Annotated in this window: 16 protein-coding genes; 8 read left to right on the top strand and 8 right to left on the bottom strand. The window is 64.6% G+C overall.

Translation table 11 applies throughout. The features are described 5' to 3' along the window. Window positions 1-4 precede the first annotated feature (4 nt). The 6 genes from ACP7B7_RS11180 to ACP7B7_RS11155 all read right to left on the bottom strand — a co-directional run bounded on the left by ACP7B7_RS11180 (window position 5) and on the right by ACP7B7_RS11155 (window position 3,741). Window positions 5-538, bottom strand: coding sequence for a DUF3455 domain-containing protein (locus tag ACP7B7_RS11180; protein WP_426076714.1), 534 nt, complete (start codon window positions 536-538; stop codon window positions 5-7). 86 nt (window positions 539-624) lie between these two features. Beyond that, complete coding sequence (locus ACP7B7_RS11175; RefSeq protein ID WP_426076713.1) at window positions 625-975, bottom strand: hypothetical protein; 351 nt, start codon at window positions 973-975, stop codon at window positions 625-627. Continuing rightward, window positions 972-1,358, bottom strand: coding sequence for a phage holin family protein (locus tag ACP7B7_RS11170; protein WP_426076712.1), 387 nt, complete (start codon window positions 1,356-1,358; stop codon window positions 972-974). The genes ACP7B7_RS11175 and ACP7B7_RS11170 overlap by 4 nt, the downstream gene beginning before the upstream one ends. A 56-nt stretch (window positions 1,359-1,414) precedes the next feature. Beyond that, a complete protein-coding gene (locus ACP7B7_RS11165) occupies window positions 1,415-1,771 on the bottom strand; it encodes a glycine zipper domain-containing protein (RefSeq protein WP_308923897.1) in 357 nt (118 codons plus the stop codon). Between the two features lie 107 nt (window positions 1,772-1,878). Next, window positions 1,879-2,733 (bottom strand): 4-hydroxybenzoate octaprenyltransferase, encoded by an 855-nt coding sequence (gene ubiA / locus ACP7B7_RS11160; protein ID WP_308923898.1) that lies wholly within the window; start codon window positions 2,731-2,733, stop codon window positions 1,879-1,881. Window positions 2,734-2,802: 69 nt separating this feature from the next. Beyond that, a complete protein-coding gene (locus ACP7B7_RS11155) occupies window positions 2,803-3,741 on the bottom strand; it encodes a LysR substrate-binding domain-containing protein (protein WP_426076711.1) in 939 nt (312 codons plus the stop codon). 145 nt (window positions 3,742-3,886) lie between these two features. On the opposite strand from ACP7B7_RS11155, the gene rfaE2 reads away from it, so the two are divergent. From rfaE2 to ACP7B7_RS11120, 7 genes are all read left to right on the top strand, one after another. After that, window positions 3,887-4,363 carry a D-glycero-beta-D-manno-heptose 1-phosphate adenylyltransferase gene (gene rfaE2 / locus ACP7B7_RS11150; RefSeq protein ID WP_308923900.1) on the top strand — a complete coding sequence of 159 codons (477 nt, stop codon included), beginning with the start codon at window positions 3,887-3,889 and terminating at the stop codon, window positions 4,361-4,363. 263 nt (window positions 4,364-4,626) lie between these two features. Next, window positions 4,627-6,117, top strand: coding sequence for a hypothetical protein (locus ACP7B7_RS11145; protein ID WP_426076710.1), 1,491 nt, complete (start codon window positions 4,627-4,629; stop codon window positions 6,115-6,117). Beyond that, window positions 6,114-7,598, top strand: a complete 1,485-nt coding sequence (locus ACP7B7_RS11140; RefSeq protein WP_426076709.1) for a hypothetical protein — start codon at window positions 6,114-6,116, stop codon at window positions 7,596-7,598. Before ACP7B7_RS11145 ends, ACP7B7_RS11140 begins: the two co-directional genes overlap by 4 nt. Window positions 7,599-7,643: 45 nt before the next feature. Next, window positions 7,644-8,084, top strand: coding sequence for a hypothetical protein (locus ACP7B7_RS11135; RefSeq protein ID WP_426076708.1), 441 nt, complete (start codon window positions 7,644-7,646; stop codon window positions 8,082-8,084). A gap of 39 nt (window positions 8,085-8,123) precedes the next feature. Beyond that, window positions 8,124-11,816 carry a tubulin-like doman-containing protein gene (locus tag ACP7B7_RS11130; protein ID WP_426076707.1) on the top strand — a complete coding sequence of 1,231 codons (3,693 nt, stop codon included), beginning with the start codon at window positions 8,124-8,126 and terminating at the stop codon, window positions 11,814-11,816. Window positions 11,817-11,829: 13 nt separating this feature from the next. Further along, window positions 11,830-13,074: a hypothetical protein gene (locus ACP7B7_RS11125; RefSeq protein ID WP_308923905.1), complete on the top strand. Its 1,245-nt coding sequence runs from the start codon at window positions 11,830-11,832 to the stop codon at window positions 13,072-13,074. Window positions 13,075-13,092: 18 nt separating this feature from the next. After that, the gene (locus ACP7B7_RS11120; protein ID WP_426076706.1) at window positions 13,093-13,845 is read left to right on the top strand and encodes a hypothetical protein; all 753 of its coding nucleotides are present in this window, start codon (window positions 13,093-13,095) and stop codon (window positions 13,843-13,845) included. Window positions 13,846-13,931: 86 nt separating this feature from the next. On the opposite strand, the gene trmL is transcribed toward ACP7B7_RS11120, so the two are convergent. Further along, window positions 13,932-14,402 (bottom strand): tRNA (uridine(34)/cytosine(34)/5-carboxymethylaminomethyluridine(34)-2'-O)-methyltransferase TrmL, encoded by a 471-nt coding sequence (gene trmL / locus ACP7B7_RS11115; RefSeq protein ID WP_426076704.1) that lies wholly within the window; start codon window positions 14,400-14,402, stop codon window positions 13,932-13,934. Between the two features lie 26 nt (window positions 14,403-14,428). Next, window positions 14,429-15,151 (bottom strand): ComF family protein, encoded by a 723-nt coding sequence (locus tag ACP7B7_RS11110; RefSeq protein ID WP_426076703.1) that lies wholly within the window; start codon window positions 15,149-15,151, stop codon window positions 14,429-14,431. Window positions 15,152-15,229: 78 nt separating this feature from the next. Between ACP7B7_RS11110 and ACP7B7_RS11105 the strand changes: the two genes are divergently transcribed. After that, window positions 15,230-16,120, top strand: coding sequence for a methyltransferase domain-containing protein (locus ACP7B7_RS11105; RefSeq protein WP_308923909.1), 891 nt, complete (start codon window positions 15,230-15,232; stop codon window positions 16,118-16,120). Window positions 16,121-16,491: the final 371 nt, after the last annotated feature.

The following is a 16,491-nucleotide window of genomic DNA, read 5'->3' as shown; positions in this document are numbered from 1 at the left end:
CCGTTCAGGCAGCTTTCCAGAAAATATAATCGGCCTGGTAGGGCACCCATTGCTTGGCGCCCAGATTGCTGGCGCTGCAAGCGGACATCGGCGTCACGCCGCCCTGGGTGGCCACCCGCTGGATATAGCTGACGCCCTGCATGGCGCCGCTGCCGGTGGCCGGATTGGCTTTCACCAGCTGATACGGAATATTGCCGGCGCCGGCGGGCGCCACCGCCACCTGGGTGGCCGTCACGGCCGAACCATCGCGGTTGGCCCAGGTGGCCGGTGGGCCGACATAGGTGCCGACCTGCATGCCGCCGCGGTCATTGAGCACCGCGTCCGGGCCGCCGAATACCCATTCGTGGCCGCTCATGTCTTTCTTGGCCTTGCATTCATAGGCGATCTTGCCGACGCCGACGGTCTGCATGGCCACCTGGTGGCCGGCCGGTACTTGCACGGTGGCGGGCAGGGCGTCTTGCGAGTAGCGCGCGGCCATCGGCGCGCAGGCCGTCAGCAGCAGGGCGGACAAGGGAATGGCGATGGTAGTGATGTGCATGGCAGGCTCCTGAAAGTATGGTTCAACCGGTTGGCTGATACCAGTACTACCCACGGGCGCGCCGTTTGGATGCAGGCGGGGAAAATTTATTTTGCAAGGTGTTGGGCGCGTTGCCTGTCCATCCGCTGCAGCACGCTGCGGATCACGGGCAGGGCGACCTTGGCGTGCCGCAGCAGCCTGAATGCCTTGAGCAGCAGCGGCAAGGTGCGGCGCGGGCGCAGCAACATCAGGCCCAGCACGGCGGCGCCCACCAGCAGCGGTTTTTTCACGCGCGCCATGATGGTGTGGCGCAGATTGCCGCCGCTCAAAGGTTCCAGCAGCAACTGCGTCTGCAAGCCCAGCGCCGTGCGCTGCAGCGCGCATTCGGCCAGCAGCGCGTCGCGCCGCTGCCTGGCGCTCGGCTTGATCTTGAGAGGGGGATGGGACTCGTGACTCATGGCTGCTCCGATTCGTGCTTGGCCAGATGGTGCAGGGCGTCGAGGTCCTTGCTCAGCTCATCCATGGTGAACGACAGCAGCTTGGGCTTGTTGCGAAAGCTGGCGCGTACGCCGACCAGGGTGGCGATGGCGGCAACGATAAAGAAGGTCGATGAAATGGCGATGGCGCCGATGCGGTGCGTGTCCCAGAAGATGACGATGACGAGAAACACCAGCAACACCAGGCCGACAAACAACAGCAGCAGGGCCAGCATCGCCAGGCCCAGGTAGGTCAGGTAGCGCAGCGACTCTTCTTCCATCTCCACCGCCGCCAGTTTCAAGCGGGTCTGGATGATGGCGGCCAGGGTCGCCGCGACGCGGGCAGCATGTTGAACGATAGCCATGAACTGCCTTTCGTGTCGAAATGCAGGCGGCCAGGCCGCCCGGATGGTACGGGGAACTAGCGGCGCGACGAGGCCAGCAGCAGGCCGAACAGCACGCCGACGACGGCGCCGGCACCGACCGCTTTCCACGGATTGTCCTGCACGTATTCGTCGGTGGCCTTGGCGGCCTTCTTGGTGCGGTCGACCACGTCTTCTTCCAGTTTGATCAGATCTTTCTTTGCCGTCTCGAGAGTGGCAATGAATTTTTCTTTCACGGCGCGGATGTTTTCGCCGGTCTGGCCGCCTGCATTGTCGAGCCAGCCTTCGGCTTCGTTGATGACACCCTTGATGTCGCCGATCACTTTATCGCGTGCCTGGCCGGCGTCGGCGATGATGTTGTCGCTGCTGGATTTGCCTGTTTGTATCGAGCTCATGTATTACCTCATCGGTGGGTGAAAGCACAGTGAAATACCAGTGTAGACAGCAGCGGCAGGGTGGTCTTGCGGCGCCTCAACAAGGTCCGAGGCGCAAGACTGATTGCCTAGCGGAACGCAAAGTCGAGCACGACCCCCGCAAAAACCGCTGCTCCCAGCCAGTTATTATGCCGGAATGCGGCAAAACACGGCATACGCTCGCGTGCGCGTATCAGGGTGTAGTGATAAACGGCGCAGCCGGCGGCCACCAGCAGGCCCGCCACGTACCAGTAGCGCAGGCCCAGATACCAGCCGCAAGCGAGCCACAGCAGCAGGAATACGGCATAGCACAGCATGATGATGGCCACGTCGTAACGCCCGAAGGTGATGGCCGAGGTCTTGATGCCGATCTTCAGGTCGTCGTCGCGGTCGACCATGGCGTATTCCGTATCGTAGGCCACGGCCCAGAATACATTGCCCACCAGCAGCAGCCAGGCGACGGGGGGCACCGAATCCGTGATGGCGGCAAAGCCCATCGGAATGCCGAAGCCGAACGCGATGCCCAGGTAGGCTTGCGGAATCGCGAAGAAACGCTTGAAATACGGGTAGGTGGCGGCGATGATCACGGCCGCCACCGACAGTTGTTTGGTCAGCGCATTGAGGGGCAGGATCAGGCAGAAGGCGGCCACCGTCAGCACGCCGGCCACGGCCAGCGCCTCCTTGCCGCTGATGCGCCCGCTGGTAATCGGCCGCTCGGCCGTGCGCTTGACGAATTTGTCGATATCCTGGTCGGCGTAGTCGTTGATGGCGCAGCCCGCCGAGCGCATCAGGAAGGTGCCGAGCACGAAGATCAGCAGCAGCCGCCAGTCTGGCACGCCTTGCTGCGCCAGCCACAAGGCGCACAGGGTCGGCCACAGCAGCAATACGGTACCGATCGGCTTGTCGAGCCGGATCAGGCGGAAATACAGCGCCAGCTTGTTCATGGGAAACTCAATCTTGTTGAAGAGAAACGCCGATTATCGCAAATAGTATGCTTATGTACTATTGTTGCGCTACGCTTCTTCCGTCAGCAGCATCTCGACACCGGGCAACTGGCAGCCGGCAATCGCCGCGCACAGGGCGTCGATGGCGGCCTTGCGCGTAAAACTTTTGCGCCACAGCATCACCACCCGGCGCGAGGGCGCCGGCTCGTCGAATTCGCGGTATTCCAGCATGCCGTCGGCGGCGTGCATGTCCGGCACCGAGGCGCGCGGCAGCACGGTCAGGCCGATGCCGCTGGCCACCATATGGCGGATGGTTTCCAGCGATGACCCCTCAAAGGTGCGCTGCATGCCGTTGCCGGGCGAGGAAAAGCGCGCCATTTCCGGGCACACTTCCAGCACCTGGTCGCGGAAGCAATGGCCGTTGCCCAGCAACAGCATGGTTTCCGATTTCAGATCCTGCGCGGCAATGCGCTTGCGCGCCGTCCAGGCATGGTGGCGCGGCATGGCGACCACGAACGGCTCATCGTACAGATTGTGCATGGCCATGCCGTGTTCGGGCAGGGGCAGGGCCATGATGGCCACGTCCAGTTCGCCCTGGCGCAGCAGTTCGAGCAGGCGCACGGTGAAATTTTCCTGCAGAATCAAGGGCATCTGCGGCACCTGGTCTATCATCGCTTTTACCAGCGGCGGCAGCAGGTAGGGGCCGATGGTGTAGATCACGCCCAGGCGCAAGGGCCCGGCCAGCGGGTCCTTGTTCTGCTTGGCCAGCTCCTTGATGGCGGCCGTCTGTTCCAGCACGCGCTCGGCCTGGGCGATGATTTGCGCACCCAGCGGCGTGACGGAAATTTCGGCGCCGCCCCGTTCGAACAGCACCACGCCGAGCTCGTCTTCGAGCTTCTTGATGGCCACTGACAGGGTCGGCTGGGCAACGAAGCAGGCTTCGGCGGCATGGCCGAAGTGCTTGGCGCGCGCGACCGCCACGATATATTTCAGTTCAGTCAGTGTCATAAGATGATTGAAACACAGGAAGTGTTCGCTTGCAATGAATGAAAGCGACGCGCGCGGCAAACTGTCGCGGCGATCGCGTATTGTAGCGGATCGCCCCCTATAATAGAGGAAGCACACCTCTTACTCTACTGCACAACGGAAGCCCATGCCTGACTTTGAAACCAAATTATGCAGCCGCGAGGACCTGCAGGCGCGCGCCGCGGCCTTGCCGACACCGGTGGTCGTGACCAATGGCGTGTTCGATATCCTGCACCGCGGTCACGTGACCTATCTGGCGCAGGCGCGCGCCCTGGGCGCCTCGCTGGTGGTGGCGATCAATACCGACGCCTCCGTCAAGCGCCTGGGCAAGGGCGACGACCGCCCGCTCAACAGCTGCGAAGACCGCATGGCCGTGCTGGCCGCGCTCGAATCGGTGAGCCTGGTGGTGCCGTTCTCGGAAGACAGCGCGCTCGAAGTGGTGCAGGAAATCGAGCCCGGCATCTATGTCAAGGGCGGCGACTACGACATGACGGCGATTCCCGAAGGCAAAGCCGTGCTGGCCTATGGCGGCCAGGCCGTGGCGATCGACTTCGAACACGACCGCTCGACCACCAAACTGCTCAGCAAGGTGCGCCAGCAATAAGTATCAAGCAATCAGTATCATGCCGCGCCACATTGCGCACACAGCCGCTTGTGCGGGTGCCTGTTGCGTTTATACTATCGTGTTGGCGCGTGGCGTAGCGCCGCGCGCATGAACTTGGCTATTGCCAATGTTTCCTCATGGATAAAAAGGCGGTAATATGATCAACATGCCAAGGCTGCCCATCAATCAGCCGCAGCGCGTAGTGCCGCCTTTCCTGTTACGCCACGTCCCATGGCGGTCATCGTTTGCGACAGAAGAAATCAATGGATCATAAAACCACGGGAGAATGGCTGCTGCAGTCCGGCGTCTGGATTGCCGATGAAGCCCGGTCAGGAATGCAATTTGAACGTAGTGCCGCAGGCAAGGCGGTGTCGCCGCGGTTGACCAGCGACGATATCGGCCAGCTGATGCGCACGCCGCGCCTGCCCGGCGACGCCAAGGTGCAGTTTCCGCCCGAATTTCATTTCAGCCCGTTTACGGGCGCCACCCTGCAGGCGCCGACTACCGCCGGCCAGGCCAGCGCCTGGCTGCCGCCGTTTGGCGCGCGCCCGCTCAACAGCAGCGCCATGCCCGGCGCCACCGGCCTGCGCCAGACGGCCGTGCCGATCAAGCTGGCGCGCAGCCCGGCGCGCGACGCGCCTGCCGATTCCCTGGCCAATGCCGATCCCGACGCCACGATGCCCACGCCGCCGCCCGGCGAGCATGCGTTTTTCTCGGCCCGCTTCGGCACCACCGGCGCGGCCTTGCTGGCGCTGGACGCGCGCAAGGGTTCCCTGTACGGCTGGCTGCCCGGTTCGCAGCACTGGCTGGCGCTGGAATCCTCGCAAGGCGGCCTGCTGTCCGAATGCCTGCTGGGCGAGACGGCCTGGCGGGCCGAACTGGCCACCGGCTGGAACAGCCGCCTGTACGTGCCCAGCGGCCACGGCCTGGCCTGCATCACGCCCGATCTTCCTTCGCTGAGCTACCGGGTCGAACATTTCGGCGATGCGCCGTCGGCCGCCGCGCCGGTCTGGTTCCAGGGCCGGCTGTGGGCGCCGCTGCAAGGGCCCGACGGCGTGATTCGCTTCCTGAACCTCGATGCCCAGCATGCCTTGGGCGCGGAAGTGGTGCTCGACGGCGCGGTGTCGTTGGGCCGTGTCAGCGCGCCGGTGGCGTATGGCCGCAGCGTGATCTGGCCGTGCGAACATGGCCAGCTGCGCCTGCAGCAGCGCCAGGACGGCGGCATGGCGGCCAGCTGGATGCCGTGGCCGGCCGGCCTGCAGCCGCAATTCGATTTTGGCTGCCCCTATCTGTCGCGCGATGGCGACCTGTGGCAGCTGTGCTTTGACGTCGTCGCCGACCGCTATCTGTACCTGAAGCTGGGCACGCAAGGCGAAACGGTGGAAGCAATGGAGCCGCGCCTGTGCTCGGGCAGTTTCAATTACCGCTTTTCCACCAAGCTGAAAACCGCGCCGTGGCTGGAGCTGGAGCGCGGCAATGACGGTGGCAGCAGCAAGTCGGTGATGCCGCTGCTGGAAGCGGGCGAGACCGTATTGGGCGTGCGCTTTGAAACCCGCAGCAGCCTCGACAGCGTGCTGCGCTCGGAAGAGCGCATGTATGCGCAACTGCTGCAGGACGACGGCGTGCGCGAACTGCCGTTCCACGCGTTTTCGGTGGCCGAACCGTGGCGCATGCGCCTGTTTGCGCACCAGGGCACGCTGTGGGCGTATCACCCCTTGCTCAATCGTATGGACGGCTGGAAGCTGCAAGCATGAACCCGATGAAACGCGTGATTTTGCGCATGCTTGGCGCCGTCGCGGCGCTGGCGCTGGCCGCTCCCTTGCAGGCGGCCGGCATCCAGCAAGCCTTTCTGGTGCAGAACTCGGGCTGGATGGAGCCGTTTTATACTGACCAGCAATCGCAGCTGAAAGCCCTGGTCGGCGCCGTGGCGCAGGCCGCCAGCACGCCCGACGACCAGCTGTTCCTGTTGGCCTTCAGCCAGAGCAGCGGCGGCAATGTCTCGCCCGCGCTGCTGGGACAAGGGCGCGGCGCGGCCGCCATCAACGCCCAACTGGCGCCGCTGGGCCTGGCGCGCAAGGGCAAGGGCGGCGCGCTGGCCGACACGGATTTCCAGGAAGCCGTGACGAAAACCATTACGGGACCGTTCCGTTCGGCGTCCGGCATCGTGTGGATTTTTACCAATAACAAGAACAGCCCCAATAACGACAGCCAGACAGCCGAGCGCAACCGCGATTTCTACCGTCTGCTGCACCTGGAGCCATCGATCACCAAGACGCTGGTGTTTCCTTTGCGCATGCCGGTGCAGGGCAAGCTCTACAGTGCCAAGGGCCTGATGGTGTATGCGCTGGCGTATGGCCAGCCGGCCGCCGACGCCTTGACCCGCATCCAGGCCGAAGGGCGGCTGTCGACAGTGCTGACGCGCGCGCCGGCACGCCTGAAGCCGGTCGACCAGGACGCCGTGCGCATCGTGCCACAGTCGGTCAAGAACAGCCCGAACGTGCACGCCAGCCTGGGCCGCGATGGCCGCACCATCGTGCTCGACGTGGAGGCGGCCAGCCTGGTGCCCCAGGTGGTGCTGCAGGCTTCGCTGCAAAACATGTTTTTCCCGTATGTGATCGACAACGCCACGGTGCGGGCGGCGCTGGCCGGCCAGCCGGCGCCGCTGCGGGTGACGCCCGATACCATCAAGGGCTTGCAGCCGGGCGCCAGCCAGTCGGTCGAAGTGCGCTTCGACTTGCCGATGGCGCAGATTCCGTCGCCGTGGTCGGCCCAGGCCCTGTCGGCCATGGGCAAGCAGGTGCTGTTGCCGATGACGGCGACGGTGGGCCTGGCGGACCAGCGCCTGGCGCTGTCAACCGGCTTCGCCACCGAACTGCAGGAACTGTTCCCGGGCGACCCGATCTCGGAAGTATTCACGCCACCCGACAGCGTGCGCGCCTCGCAGGCCACGGTGCCGCTGCTGGTGCGCATCCAGTACCCGCTGCTGCCGGTGCTGCTGATCATCGGCGCCATCCTGCTGCTGGTGCTGGCATTTGTTCTGTTCGGCCTGCTCGGCACGCGCAGCAAGCGCTACCGCGTGGTGGTCGACGGCGTGGCGCGCCAGGTCGTGCTCAAGCCGTTCAAAAGCGTGGTCATCAAGGACGACGGCGGGCGCGATATCGGCGAACTCAAGCGTGGCCTGGGCAAGCCGTCCATCGTGCGCGTGGCCGACGGCCATACGCTGCTACTGGCTTGATACGCTCTTTTTTTTGTATTTTTCCTTACTTTTTCGAGGCAGACGATGGCACAAGATACTCCCAAAGACAACGCAGGCTTTACCTTGCCACCACCGGCGGCCGAGCCGGCAACACCGGCCACGCCAGCCACCACCGCACCCGCCGCCACCGCCAGCGTCGAGACCGCGCCCGCGCTGGACCAGGTCGGCGCCACCGACACCTCGTCGCGCGACACCCTGATCGGCGGCGCCGTGCTGCTGGTGCTGTTCGTCGCCTTTTTCTTTGCCAAGAACGCGTATGCCAACGGCCTGGTGGGCAAGCGCGTGTCGCCGAACAAGGCCAATGCCTCGGGCTGGTGGCTGTTCATCTTCCTCGCCAGCCTGGCCACCGCCGTGGTGCTGGCGGCCGTGAACTCGCATAAATTCCTGGCGCCCCTGTTCATGGGGCCGCTGGTGCTGGTCGGCCTGGTGGCGCTGGTGCTCACATTTACTTCCAGCAAAAACTGATTGCCCGCGCCGGCACCGAACTCCCGTTAAGGAAACACCATGTCAGACACACTGAACCAGACCACCGCCGCGCCTGGCGAGCGCAAGCAGGACAAGATCATCGATTTGCGCCCCACCTTGTTCATCGGCGTGGGCGGCACCGGCATGCAGGTGCTGATGCGCGTGCGCCGGCGCATCCTCAATACCTTGTGGGGCAACCCGGGCCAGCGCCAGCGGGTCGACAAGCTCGATGAATTTCCGGTGGCGCAGTTCATACACTTCGACCTGGACAGTGGTGCGGTGGTGGAAAGCGGCGAATCGCAGGCGCAGGACCTGCAATTCGACCTGCTGAAATTTACCGACGATGAAAAGATCGTCGGTTCGTTTGACGCCGACAAGTACGGCCGCGACGACGATTCGCTCGAGCGCTATCCGCACATCAAGGAATGGCTGCCGCTGACGCCGCAAAAAATCCGCGACCTGAACTTCGACATGCAGGCCGGCGCCGGCCAGGTGCGCGCCGTGTCGCGCCTGTATTTCTTCGACAAATACAGCAAGGTACGCGACAAGATCCGCCTGAAGCTGAAGAACCTGAAGGCCGGCCTGTCGCACGAGCGCCAGTTGAGCGAGCTGGGCCTGCGCATGGAGCCGGGCCGCTTCCGTATCGTGGTGGTCGGCTCGGTGGCCGGCGGCACCGGTTCCGGTTCCTTCCTCGACATGGGCTACCTGGCGCGCTGGATCGCCGAGACCGAGGTCGAGCATGCGGACGTGGAACTGATGCTGTTCCTGCCGAGCGGCTTTACCCGCAACAACAAGGATCGCACCGAGGGCAATGGTTATGCCGCGCTGATGGAGCTGGAATCGGCAATGATGGGCAACCAGAATTACCTGAGCCGCTGGGACAGCTATGACCGGCCCAAACTGGCCCGCGTGCCGTACAGCGAAGTGTTCCTGGTCGACTCGGGCAACCTGGCCCAGCAGCATACCGACAGCGTCAACGACATCTATCATATGGTGGCCGACTCGCTGTTCGAGGATTTTGCCTCGGCCGACTTCGCGCGCGCCAAGCGCTCGATCGCCGTCAACCAGGCGCAGCACAAGAATTCGATGTACAAGGCGCCGGTGCCGCAGAACCGCTTCGGCGACATGCGTTTGTATTTCTCGCAGCGCTACTCCTCGTTCGGCATGGCCGTGCTCGATACACGCCAGGAAGCGGCGCGCGATGAACGCGCCCACCGCTGGGCCGGCGCCATGCTGAAAGCGTTTTTTGGCGTGGGCGGCACCGACGCCGGCGCGAATCGCGCCAATGACAGCCAGCGCAACGAGTTCCTGGCCGCGCACATGGGCTTGCGCGCCGTGCCGTTCGACGACTTCCCCGTGTTTTCCGACAAGAGCATCGAACTGAAGCGCTCGAATGGCGCCTTCGAGGATTTCCAAGTGGTCGACGACCTGCTGGCCGAGCGCCAGGGCAATCTGCTGGCCGGCGTGGAAGAGCGCGTCAACCGCCGTGTCGACGAGATCCGCACCGGCTACGACCGCAAGGAATGGCCGGCCCAGTTGCGCGACGCCGTGCGCCAGCTCGAACGCGACGCCGTGCGCGACCAGGATTCCACCGCCGACACCACCGAAGACCGCATCGCCAAGCGCCGCGCGGAACTGTTCGGCCATATCAAGCAGGTGGTGCGTGACCAGTTGTATGGTTACCTGGATAACAAGGAATTCGGCGGCCTGGAGTATGTGCTGTCGCTGGTCGAACAGATGAAGGACCGCATCGAAGCACCGGGCAGCGGCCTGATCGCGCAGATCGACACGAATGCCGAGCGCTATCGCGAAATCAAGGAAGCCGTGCGCACGCGCGAATACGAGCGCCTGCTGAACAACCTGGAACAGACCCGCGGCGGCTTCTTCGGCAGCGGCGAGAAACAGGCCGGCGTGGTGATGGACCATCTGCGCACCGAGATCGCCAATGCGCTCAAGTTCCACCTGCGCGCGCGCGCCGCCGACGAGGCGGTATTGCTGCTGCGCGACATTTCGCGCTGGCTGGGCAACCGCACCGGCGTCGATGCCGAAGGCCGGGCCGTGTGGAATGGCCTGGTCGGCGAATTGCAGCTGGGCCGCGCCGCCGTGCTGGACATGCTGAACCAGCTGCAGACCGCCAATGTCATCGTCCAGAAAGACCTGCAGAAAGACCATGCGACCGCCATCGTCGTGCCCGTCACGCTGGCCGATATCGCCATGCCGAGCGCGGCCACCTTGCGCGACTGGGCCGATGAAGCGTTCAAGGACATCGGCGGCTCCAAGACCCTGTTTCCGATGCTGGGCGATGTGGCCCAGCGCGGCGAGATATTGAACAAGGTCAAGCGCATGGCGGAAAACCGCCTGGCCAGCATGGGTGTCAACGACCAGGAGGCGGCCAGGGCCGACCCGCTATTCCTGGCGCTCGACCAGATGGACCCGGCGCGGCGCCAGGATTATTTCCGCAAGCTGCTGGCCTGCGCCATGCCGTGGATCGACGCCAATATGGTGGGCGAGTTCACGGTCAAGGCCGACCAGTACAAATGCGTGATCGGCGTGGCGGGCGCGGTGGCCTTCAAGGCCAAGTTTGGCGCGGAAATCAATGCCTGCGTGCAGACCCAGGCCGGCATTACCAGCAGCCAGGTCGAGATCGTGGAAACCGGCATCGCCGGGCGCGCTGTCTGCTATTGCGAACTGGCCGGCGTGCCGCTGACGGTGCTGCGCGGCCTGGAAGGCTGGCGCACCAGCTACCGCAAGGAGAGCGACGAGGAAAAAGCACCGATCCATACGCATATCGATACCACCCAGTTCAATCATCCGGTCTCGCCGAGCACCGATGAGATCCGCATGATGGCCGAACACTTCGGCCTGTTCCTGAAGGCCGTCATGCTGGGCATCCTGACGCGCCACAGCGGAAGAGTGGTGCCGCTGGGCCAGTATCTGTTTGCCATGGGGCGTGGCGACTTGCGCCGTATCGGCAACGAGCGCCTGATCCGCCAGAATGGCTTGCACAATGTCTTCCAGGGCCTGATCGAATCGCGCGTGGCCGAGCGCCTGGCCGAGTTCGATGCGGCACAAACGGTGGCCCTGGCCGCGCTGGCCAGCTATTACGCCGACGAGGTGTACACGCCGCGCCTGGTATCGATCAATGGTGGTGTGCAACTGGACAACAAAGGCTTCGGCAATGCCATCGCCCGTGAAATCGCCGCCGATCTGCGCGAGAGCGCGCGCCGCAAGGGCCTGACCGATGCCGAGGTCACCAAGCTGGAGCAAAAGCTGTATGAAAACCTGAAGCTCTGGGCCAATGTGATACCGGAGTCGGACGCCGATGCGCATGAGTGGGAAGTGCAGCCACCGGGAGAAAGTGGCTTGCCGCGGCTCAAATTCGCCATCAAGCCGGAAATGCTGGAAGCGGGCGCGCTGCAGGCGCTGTTTGCGCCACCAGCAGCTGCGGCTGCACCGGCGCCGACGGCGTTTGCCGCGGCAACGCTGGCACCGTCTTCGATGCCGTCCCTGGCGCCGGTCGAGCACCAATATATGCTGGGCATCGACAGCAAGCCGCAAGGACCGTATACGGCGCAGCAGATTGCGCAATTCGTGCGCGCCGGCCAGATCGTGCCGGCCGCCACCAAAGTCTGGCGCGAAGGCATGCCGGCCTGGGTCGAACTGACGCAATTCCCCGAGCTGGCCTCGGCGCTGTTCAGCTCGATGCCATCGCTGTCGCCACCGCAGCTTTAATGAAGGACGTGTTGTGAACAAGTGTGTCAAGTGTCAATCGGTGCTGGTCGGCGGCGTAGCGTTCTGCCCGTTTTGCGGCCAGGGCGTGGCGGGTGCCGTCGCGCCGCCGCCATTGCCGAAACCGGTGGCGGCCGTGGTGCCACCGGTGCCGGCACCGGTTCCGGTCAAGGCTGAACCGAAGCCGGAAGCCAAGCCGGAACCCAGGGTCGAGCCCAAGGTCGAGCCCAAGGTGGAACCCAAGCCGGCGCCGCAGCCGGTGCAGAAGCCTGTCCCACAGCCTGCACCGGTGCCCGTGCCCAAGCCTGTTCCCAAAGTGGAGCCCCCGGCCCAGCCGCCCGCACCGCCGAAAAAATGGCCGCGCTGGCTGGCCGGCATCGCCGTGCTGGCGCTGGTGATCGTGTATATGAACGGCAAGCCGGGCGGCAAAAGCGAATCGGCCTGCAATGACGCCATCGACAGCGGCCTGAAGCTGGTGGCCGACGGCAGCCTGGACGGTGCGCGCCAGAAGCTGGCGACGGCGAAAAACGTCTGCACTGGCAAGTCCAGCGCCAAGGCCGAAGACTTGCAGGCGGCTATCGGCAAGGCCGGCGCCGCAACGGCCGGCTGCCAGCGCAGCGTCAAGGCGATTGAAAATGCGCTCGACGGCAAGCGCTTGCAAAGCGCCGGCGAGGCCATCGCCAAGCTCGACGCCGATTGTGCCGGCGCCGCCACGGTGGAGTCCTTGCGCAAGCAGCTGGCGCGCCAGCAGGCGGCGGCCGCCTCGGTACAGGTGGGCGTGCGCCAGGCGCTCGACAACAGCGATGCCTCGGCGGCGCAAAACGGCATCGCCAAGCTCGAAGCGATCGATCGCGAATATCCGGAACTCAAACAGCTGAAAGCCGACTTGCAGGCCTTGAATACGCCCGCACCGGCACCGGTACCCACACCGACCCCGGCGCCAGCGCCAGCGCCGGCGCCGGTTGATCCGGCACCAACGCGCCCGATCCAGACCGAACCTGCCGCGCCGCGCGTGGTCGAACGTGCTGCGGCTGCTCCCGCACCGGCCGTCGACAATGGCGCGGCCATGCGCAACGAGATGGCGCAATCCTTCCTGCGCGATGCCGAACGGGCCATGGCCGATGGCCGTTTCGACGCCGCCAAGACCTATCTGGACAGCGCGCGCCGCGTCGACCCGAACAACCCGCGCATCGACAGCCTGTCGCGCCGCATCCGCGACCGCGAGCGCCAGGTGCTGCAGACGGAAACCACGATCAAGTAAGTTACTTTGGAGCCTCTCATGAACAAGACCACTTTGCGCGCCGCCGCCGCCCTGACCCTGACCGCCATGCTGGCCGGCTGCGCCACGGCACCCGGCAACCCGAACGGCGTACGGCAAGACACGCCATATCCGCAAGGCGGCCAGAATCCGCAAGCGGCCACCGACGATGACCCGTGCAGCGTGGGCGCGACCGCCGCCGCCGGCGCGGCCGTCGGTGCCTTGCTCGGTGCCTTTGTCAACGGCAAGAAGGGCGCGCTGCAAGGCGCGGCCCTCGGTGGCGGCCTGGCCGCGGCCGGTTGCCTGGCGATCAATGTGAACTCGCGCCAGACCAAGACGGCGGCCCAGGCCGACCGCGACTATATCCGCGCGCGCGGCGCGCTGCCACGCGAACCGCAAGTGGTGTCGTACACGCCGCAGGTGAGCGCGGCCACCGTCAAGCGCGGCCAGCCGTTCAAGGTCAACTCGGTGGTGGAGCTGGTCAATGGCAGCGCGCAGAACGTCAACGACGTGCGCGAGGAACTGGTGGTGCTGGACCCGCAGGGCCAGCCCTTCAAGTCCGGCTCGAAGTCCTTGGCCAGCAATAACAAGACGGGCGGGCGCTTTGAAAACTCGTTCGAGCTGACCTTGCCGGCCGGCGTGTCGCAGGGCGTGTATGGCGTCAAGACCAATCTGTACGTCAACGGCAAGCTGGCCGCCACGCGCGACCTGCGCACCCAGCTGGTGATACTGGACGTGGAGACAGGCGCCAACACGCAGCTTGCGCTGCGCTGATTGCGTAATCCGATAACACCACTGACGCCAACAATGTTGTCGGATTACGGCGCCTCTGGGGCCTGCGCGGCCCGACCTAATCCGACCTACGCGCCGCCGGCATAGCCATGCTGGCGCCACGCTTCATAGACGACCACCGCCACCGTATTCGACAAGTTCAGGCTGCGGTTGTCGGGGCGCATCGGCAGGCGGATGCGCTGTTCGCCGGGAAAACTGTTGCGCAGTTCCGGGTCCAGTCCTTTCGTTTCCGAGCCGAACACGAACACGTCGCCGGGCAGGAAGGCCAGTTCGGCAAACGGACGCGAGCCGTGCGTGGTCATGGCGAACATGCGCGCCGGGTCCGGTTGTGTGTCGGCGATAAAGGCGTCCCAATTCTTGTGTACCTTCATGCTGGCATAGTCGTGGTAATCGAGGCCGGCGCGTTTCATCTTTGAATCGTCGAGCGGAAAGCCCAGCGGTTCGATCAGGTGCAGCTGCACGCCCGTATTGGCGCACAGGCGTATGATATTGCCCGTATTGGGCGGTATTTCCGGGTTGACCAGAACAACATGAAACAAAATACTCTCCCTATTTAAATAATCAATCAGCGCGGCGGCGTGCGCGCCGCCACCAGCACGGTGACCTTGCGCGCCCCTGCGCGTTTCAATGCGGCCGCCAGCGCGTGGACGGTATGGCCGCTGCTCATCACGTCATCGACGATGCCGACATGGCACCCGGCCACCTGGCCGGCATATTGCGGCGCCACCATGAAGGCCTGCGCCAGGTTGGCCCGCCGTTCGCGCGGCGCCACGCCGCTTTGCGCCCTGGTTTCGCGCACGCGGGTCGCCAGCCGCGCTTGCAGCGGGATGGCGAGGCGGCGCGCCAGCGGGCGCGCAATTTCCAGCGCCTGGTTGTAGCCACGTTCCACCAGCCGGGCCGGGCCCAGCGGTACCGGGCACAGCAATTGTGGCGCATCCCAGCCACTGTCGCGCCGCACGGCCGCCACCAGCAGCTGCGCAAACAGCGGCGCCAGCGCCAGGCGCGCGCCAAATTTCAGTTGCAGCAACAGTTGGTCGACCGGCGCCGCATAGTCCGCCGCCGTCCAGGTGGCGTCATACGCGGGCGGCCGGCGCAGACAGCGTCCGCACACAAGGGCCACGTCGGCCAGCGGATTGGCGCACTGGCGGCAACGGCGCCGCGTGTGTTCCAGGTATTGTCGCCGGCAAGGCGAGCACACGACGCCACGGCAACTGCCGGCGCACAGCGCGCACTGGGCCGGCAGCAGGCTGCCGAGCACATCGAGGCAAAAGAGGCTGTTGATCGCCATGGCCGGGTTCCATGTACACTGCCGACATTATCTCATCTCACCCGATTCGACATGTCAGTTCCCACTACTCCGCCCAAAATGAGTGCGCCCATCGATGCGGTGCACGTCCGTGATTTCTTTTCCCGCCCGGCGCGCGTGGCGCCGTCCGATTTCCTGCGCCGCGAAGTATCAAGCCGCATGCACGAGCGCCTGGAGCTGGTGAAGATCGCCCCCCTGCGCGTGCTCGACGCGGGCTGCGGCCCGGGCGCCGACCTGGCGCAGCTGCACAAGGATTATCCGGCCGCGCAGATTCTCGGCCTGGACGCCGCGCAAGCGATGGTGCAGGCGGCGCGTGCGCCGGCCAGCAAGTTGTCGAGCCTGAACCAGTTTCTCAGCAAGCTGCTGCCGGCCAAGACGGGCGTGGACTTGCTGTGCGGCGACCTGGGCGACCTGCCGCTGGCGCCGAACAGTGTCGACCTGGTCTGGTCCAACCTGGCGCTGCACTGGCATGCCCAGCCCGACCGCGTGTTTGCCGAATGGCGCCGCGTGCTGCGCCTGGACGGCTTGCTGATGTTTTCCTGTTTCGGCCCCGATACGTTCCGCGAACTGCGCGACGCCTTTGCCGAAGCCGATCTGTATCCGCACGCTTTGCCGTTTGTCGATATGCACGACTTTGGCGACATGCTGGTCGAGGCGGGTTTTTCCACGCCGGTGCTGGATATGGAAATCATTACGGTCACCTATGACACCCCGGAGAAACTGCTGGCCGATGTGCGGGCGTTTGGCGGCAATCCGCTGACCACGCGCCGGCGCGGCCTGATGGGCAAGGCGGCCTGGCAGCGGATGCTGGCTGCTTTGGAAGCGATGCGTCGTCCTGACGGCAAGCTGGGCCTCACTTTTGAAGTGTTGTATGGGCATGCGTTTCGCCCGGCGCCGCGTGTCACACGCAATGGCGAAGCGATCATCCGCTTTGATTTGCCGCGTAAATAAGCAGGTTTCAAAAACGGAATAATTGGCGCGCAACCCCAAGAGTCCCTGATAAAACGGCCATGGCGTTGTTGCCTTGCCTCGCCGTACATGCGTACTGTCTTCGGCGCGGCGCCTGGCCCTGACCATTTTCTCAGGAACTCTTTGCGCAAAGGGAAAACCGACACTTCGTCAGCATCGCGGCTGATATGGCCGCAACCGTTGCAATCCGCGCCACCATCGGTGATGTAGCTCCGCATGCACCGCATATTTCTTGATGGATTCAACTTTTCTTGCTTATAATCGTTGACTGTTTTGTCAGCTTGTTAAGCTAAAGTATGGGCATGCGTTTCGCCCGGCGCCGCGTGTCACGCGCAATGGGGAAGCGATCATCC

Origin of the sequence: Janthinobacterium sp. PSPC3-1 (assembly GCF_049896105.1) — a bacterium.
Lineage (GTDB): Bacteria > Pseudomonadota > Gammaproteobacteria > Burkholderiales > Burkholderiaceae_D > Janthinobacterium.
The sequence above is the reverse complement of the archived record's forward strand: the minus strand, read 5'-3'. Positions and strand labels throughout refer to the sequence as shown.

Coding starts and splice junctions, on each gene's coding strand:
- ACP7B7_RS11130 (WP_426076707.1), top strand. CDS start 8,124: ATGTCAGACACACTGAACCAGACCACCGCCGCGCCTGGCGAGCGCAAG.
- ACP7B7_RS11105 (WP_308923909.1), top strand. CDS start 15,230: ATGAGTGCGCCCATCGATGCGGTGCACGTCCGTGATTTCTTTTCCCGC.
- ACP7B7_RS11140 (WP_426076709.1), top strand. CDS start 6,114: ATGAACCCGATGAAACGCGTGATTTTGCGCATGCTTGGCGCCGTCGCG.
- ACP7B7_RS11120 (WP_426076706.1), top strand. CDS start 13,093: ATGAACAAGACCACTTTGCGCGCCGCCGCCGCCCTGACCCTGACCGCC.
- ACP7B7_RS11145 (WP_426076710.1), top strand. CDS start 4,627: ATGGATCATAAAACCACGGGAGAATGGCTGCTGCAGTCCGGCGTCTGG.
- ACP7B7_RS11155 (WP_426076711.1), bottom strand. CDS start 3,741: ATGACACTGACTGAACTGAAATATATCGTGGCGGTCGCGCGCGCCAAG.
- rfaE2 (WP_308923900.1), top strand. CDS start 3,887: ATGCCTGACTTTGAAACCAAATTATGCAGCCGCGAGGACCTGCAGGCG.
- ACP7B7_RS11110 (WP_426076703.1), bottom strand. CDS start 15,151: ATGGCGATCAACAGCCTCTTTTGCCTCGATGTGCTCGGCAGCCTGCTG.
- ACP7B7_RS11170 (WP_426076712.1), bottom strand. CDS start 1,358: ATGGCTATCGTTCAACATGCTGCCCGCGTCGCGGCGACCCTGGCCGCC.
- ACP7B7_RS11165 (WP_308923897.1), bottom strand. CDS start 1,771: ATGAGCTCGATACAAACAGGCAAATCCAGCAGCGACAACATCATCGCC.
- ubiA (WP_308923898.1), bottom strand. CDS start 2,733: ATGAACAAGCTGGCGCTGTATTTCCGCCTGATCCGGCTCGACAAGCCG.
- ACP7B7_RS11180 (WP_426076714.1), bottom strand. CDS start 538: ATGCACATCACTACCATCGCCATTCCCTTGTCCGCCCTGCTGCTGACG.
- ACP7B7_RS11175 (WP_426076713.1), bottom strand. CDS start 975: ATGAGTCACGAGTCCCATCCCCCTCTCAAGATCAAGCCGAGCGCCAGG.
- ACP7B7_RS11135 (WP_426076708.1), top strand. CDS start 7,644: ATGGCACAAGATACTCCCAAAGACAACGCAGGCTTTACCTTGCCACCA.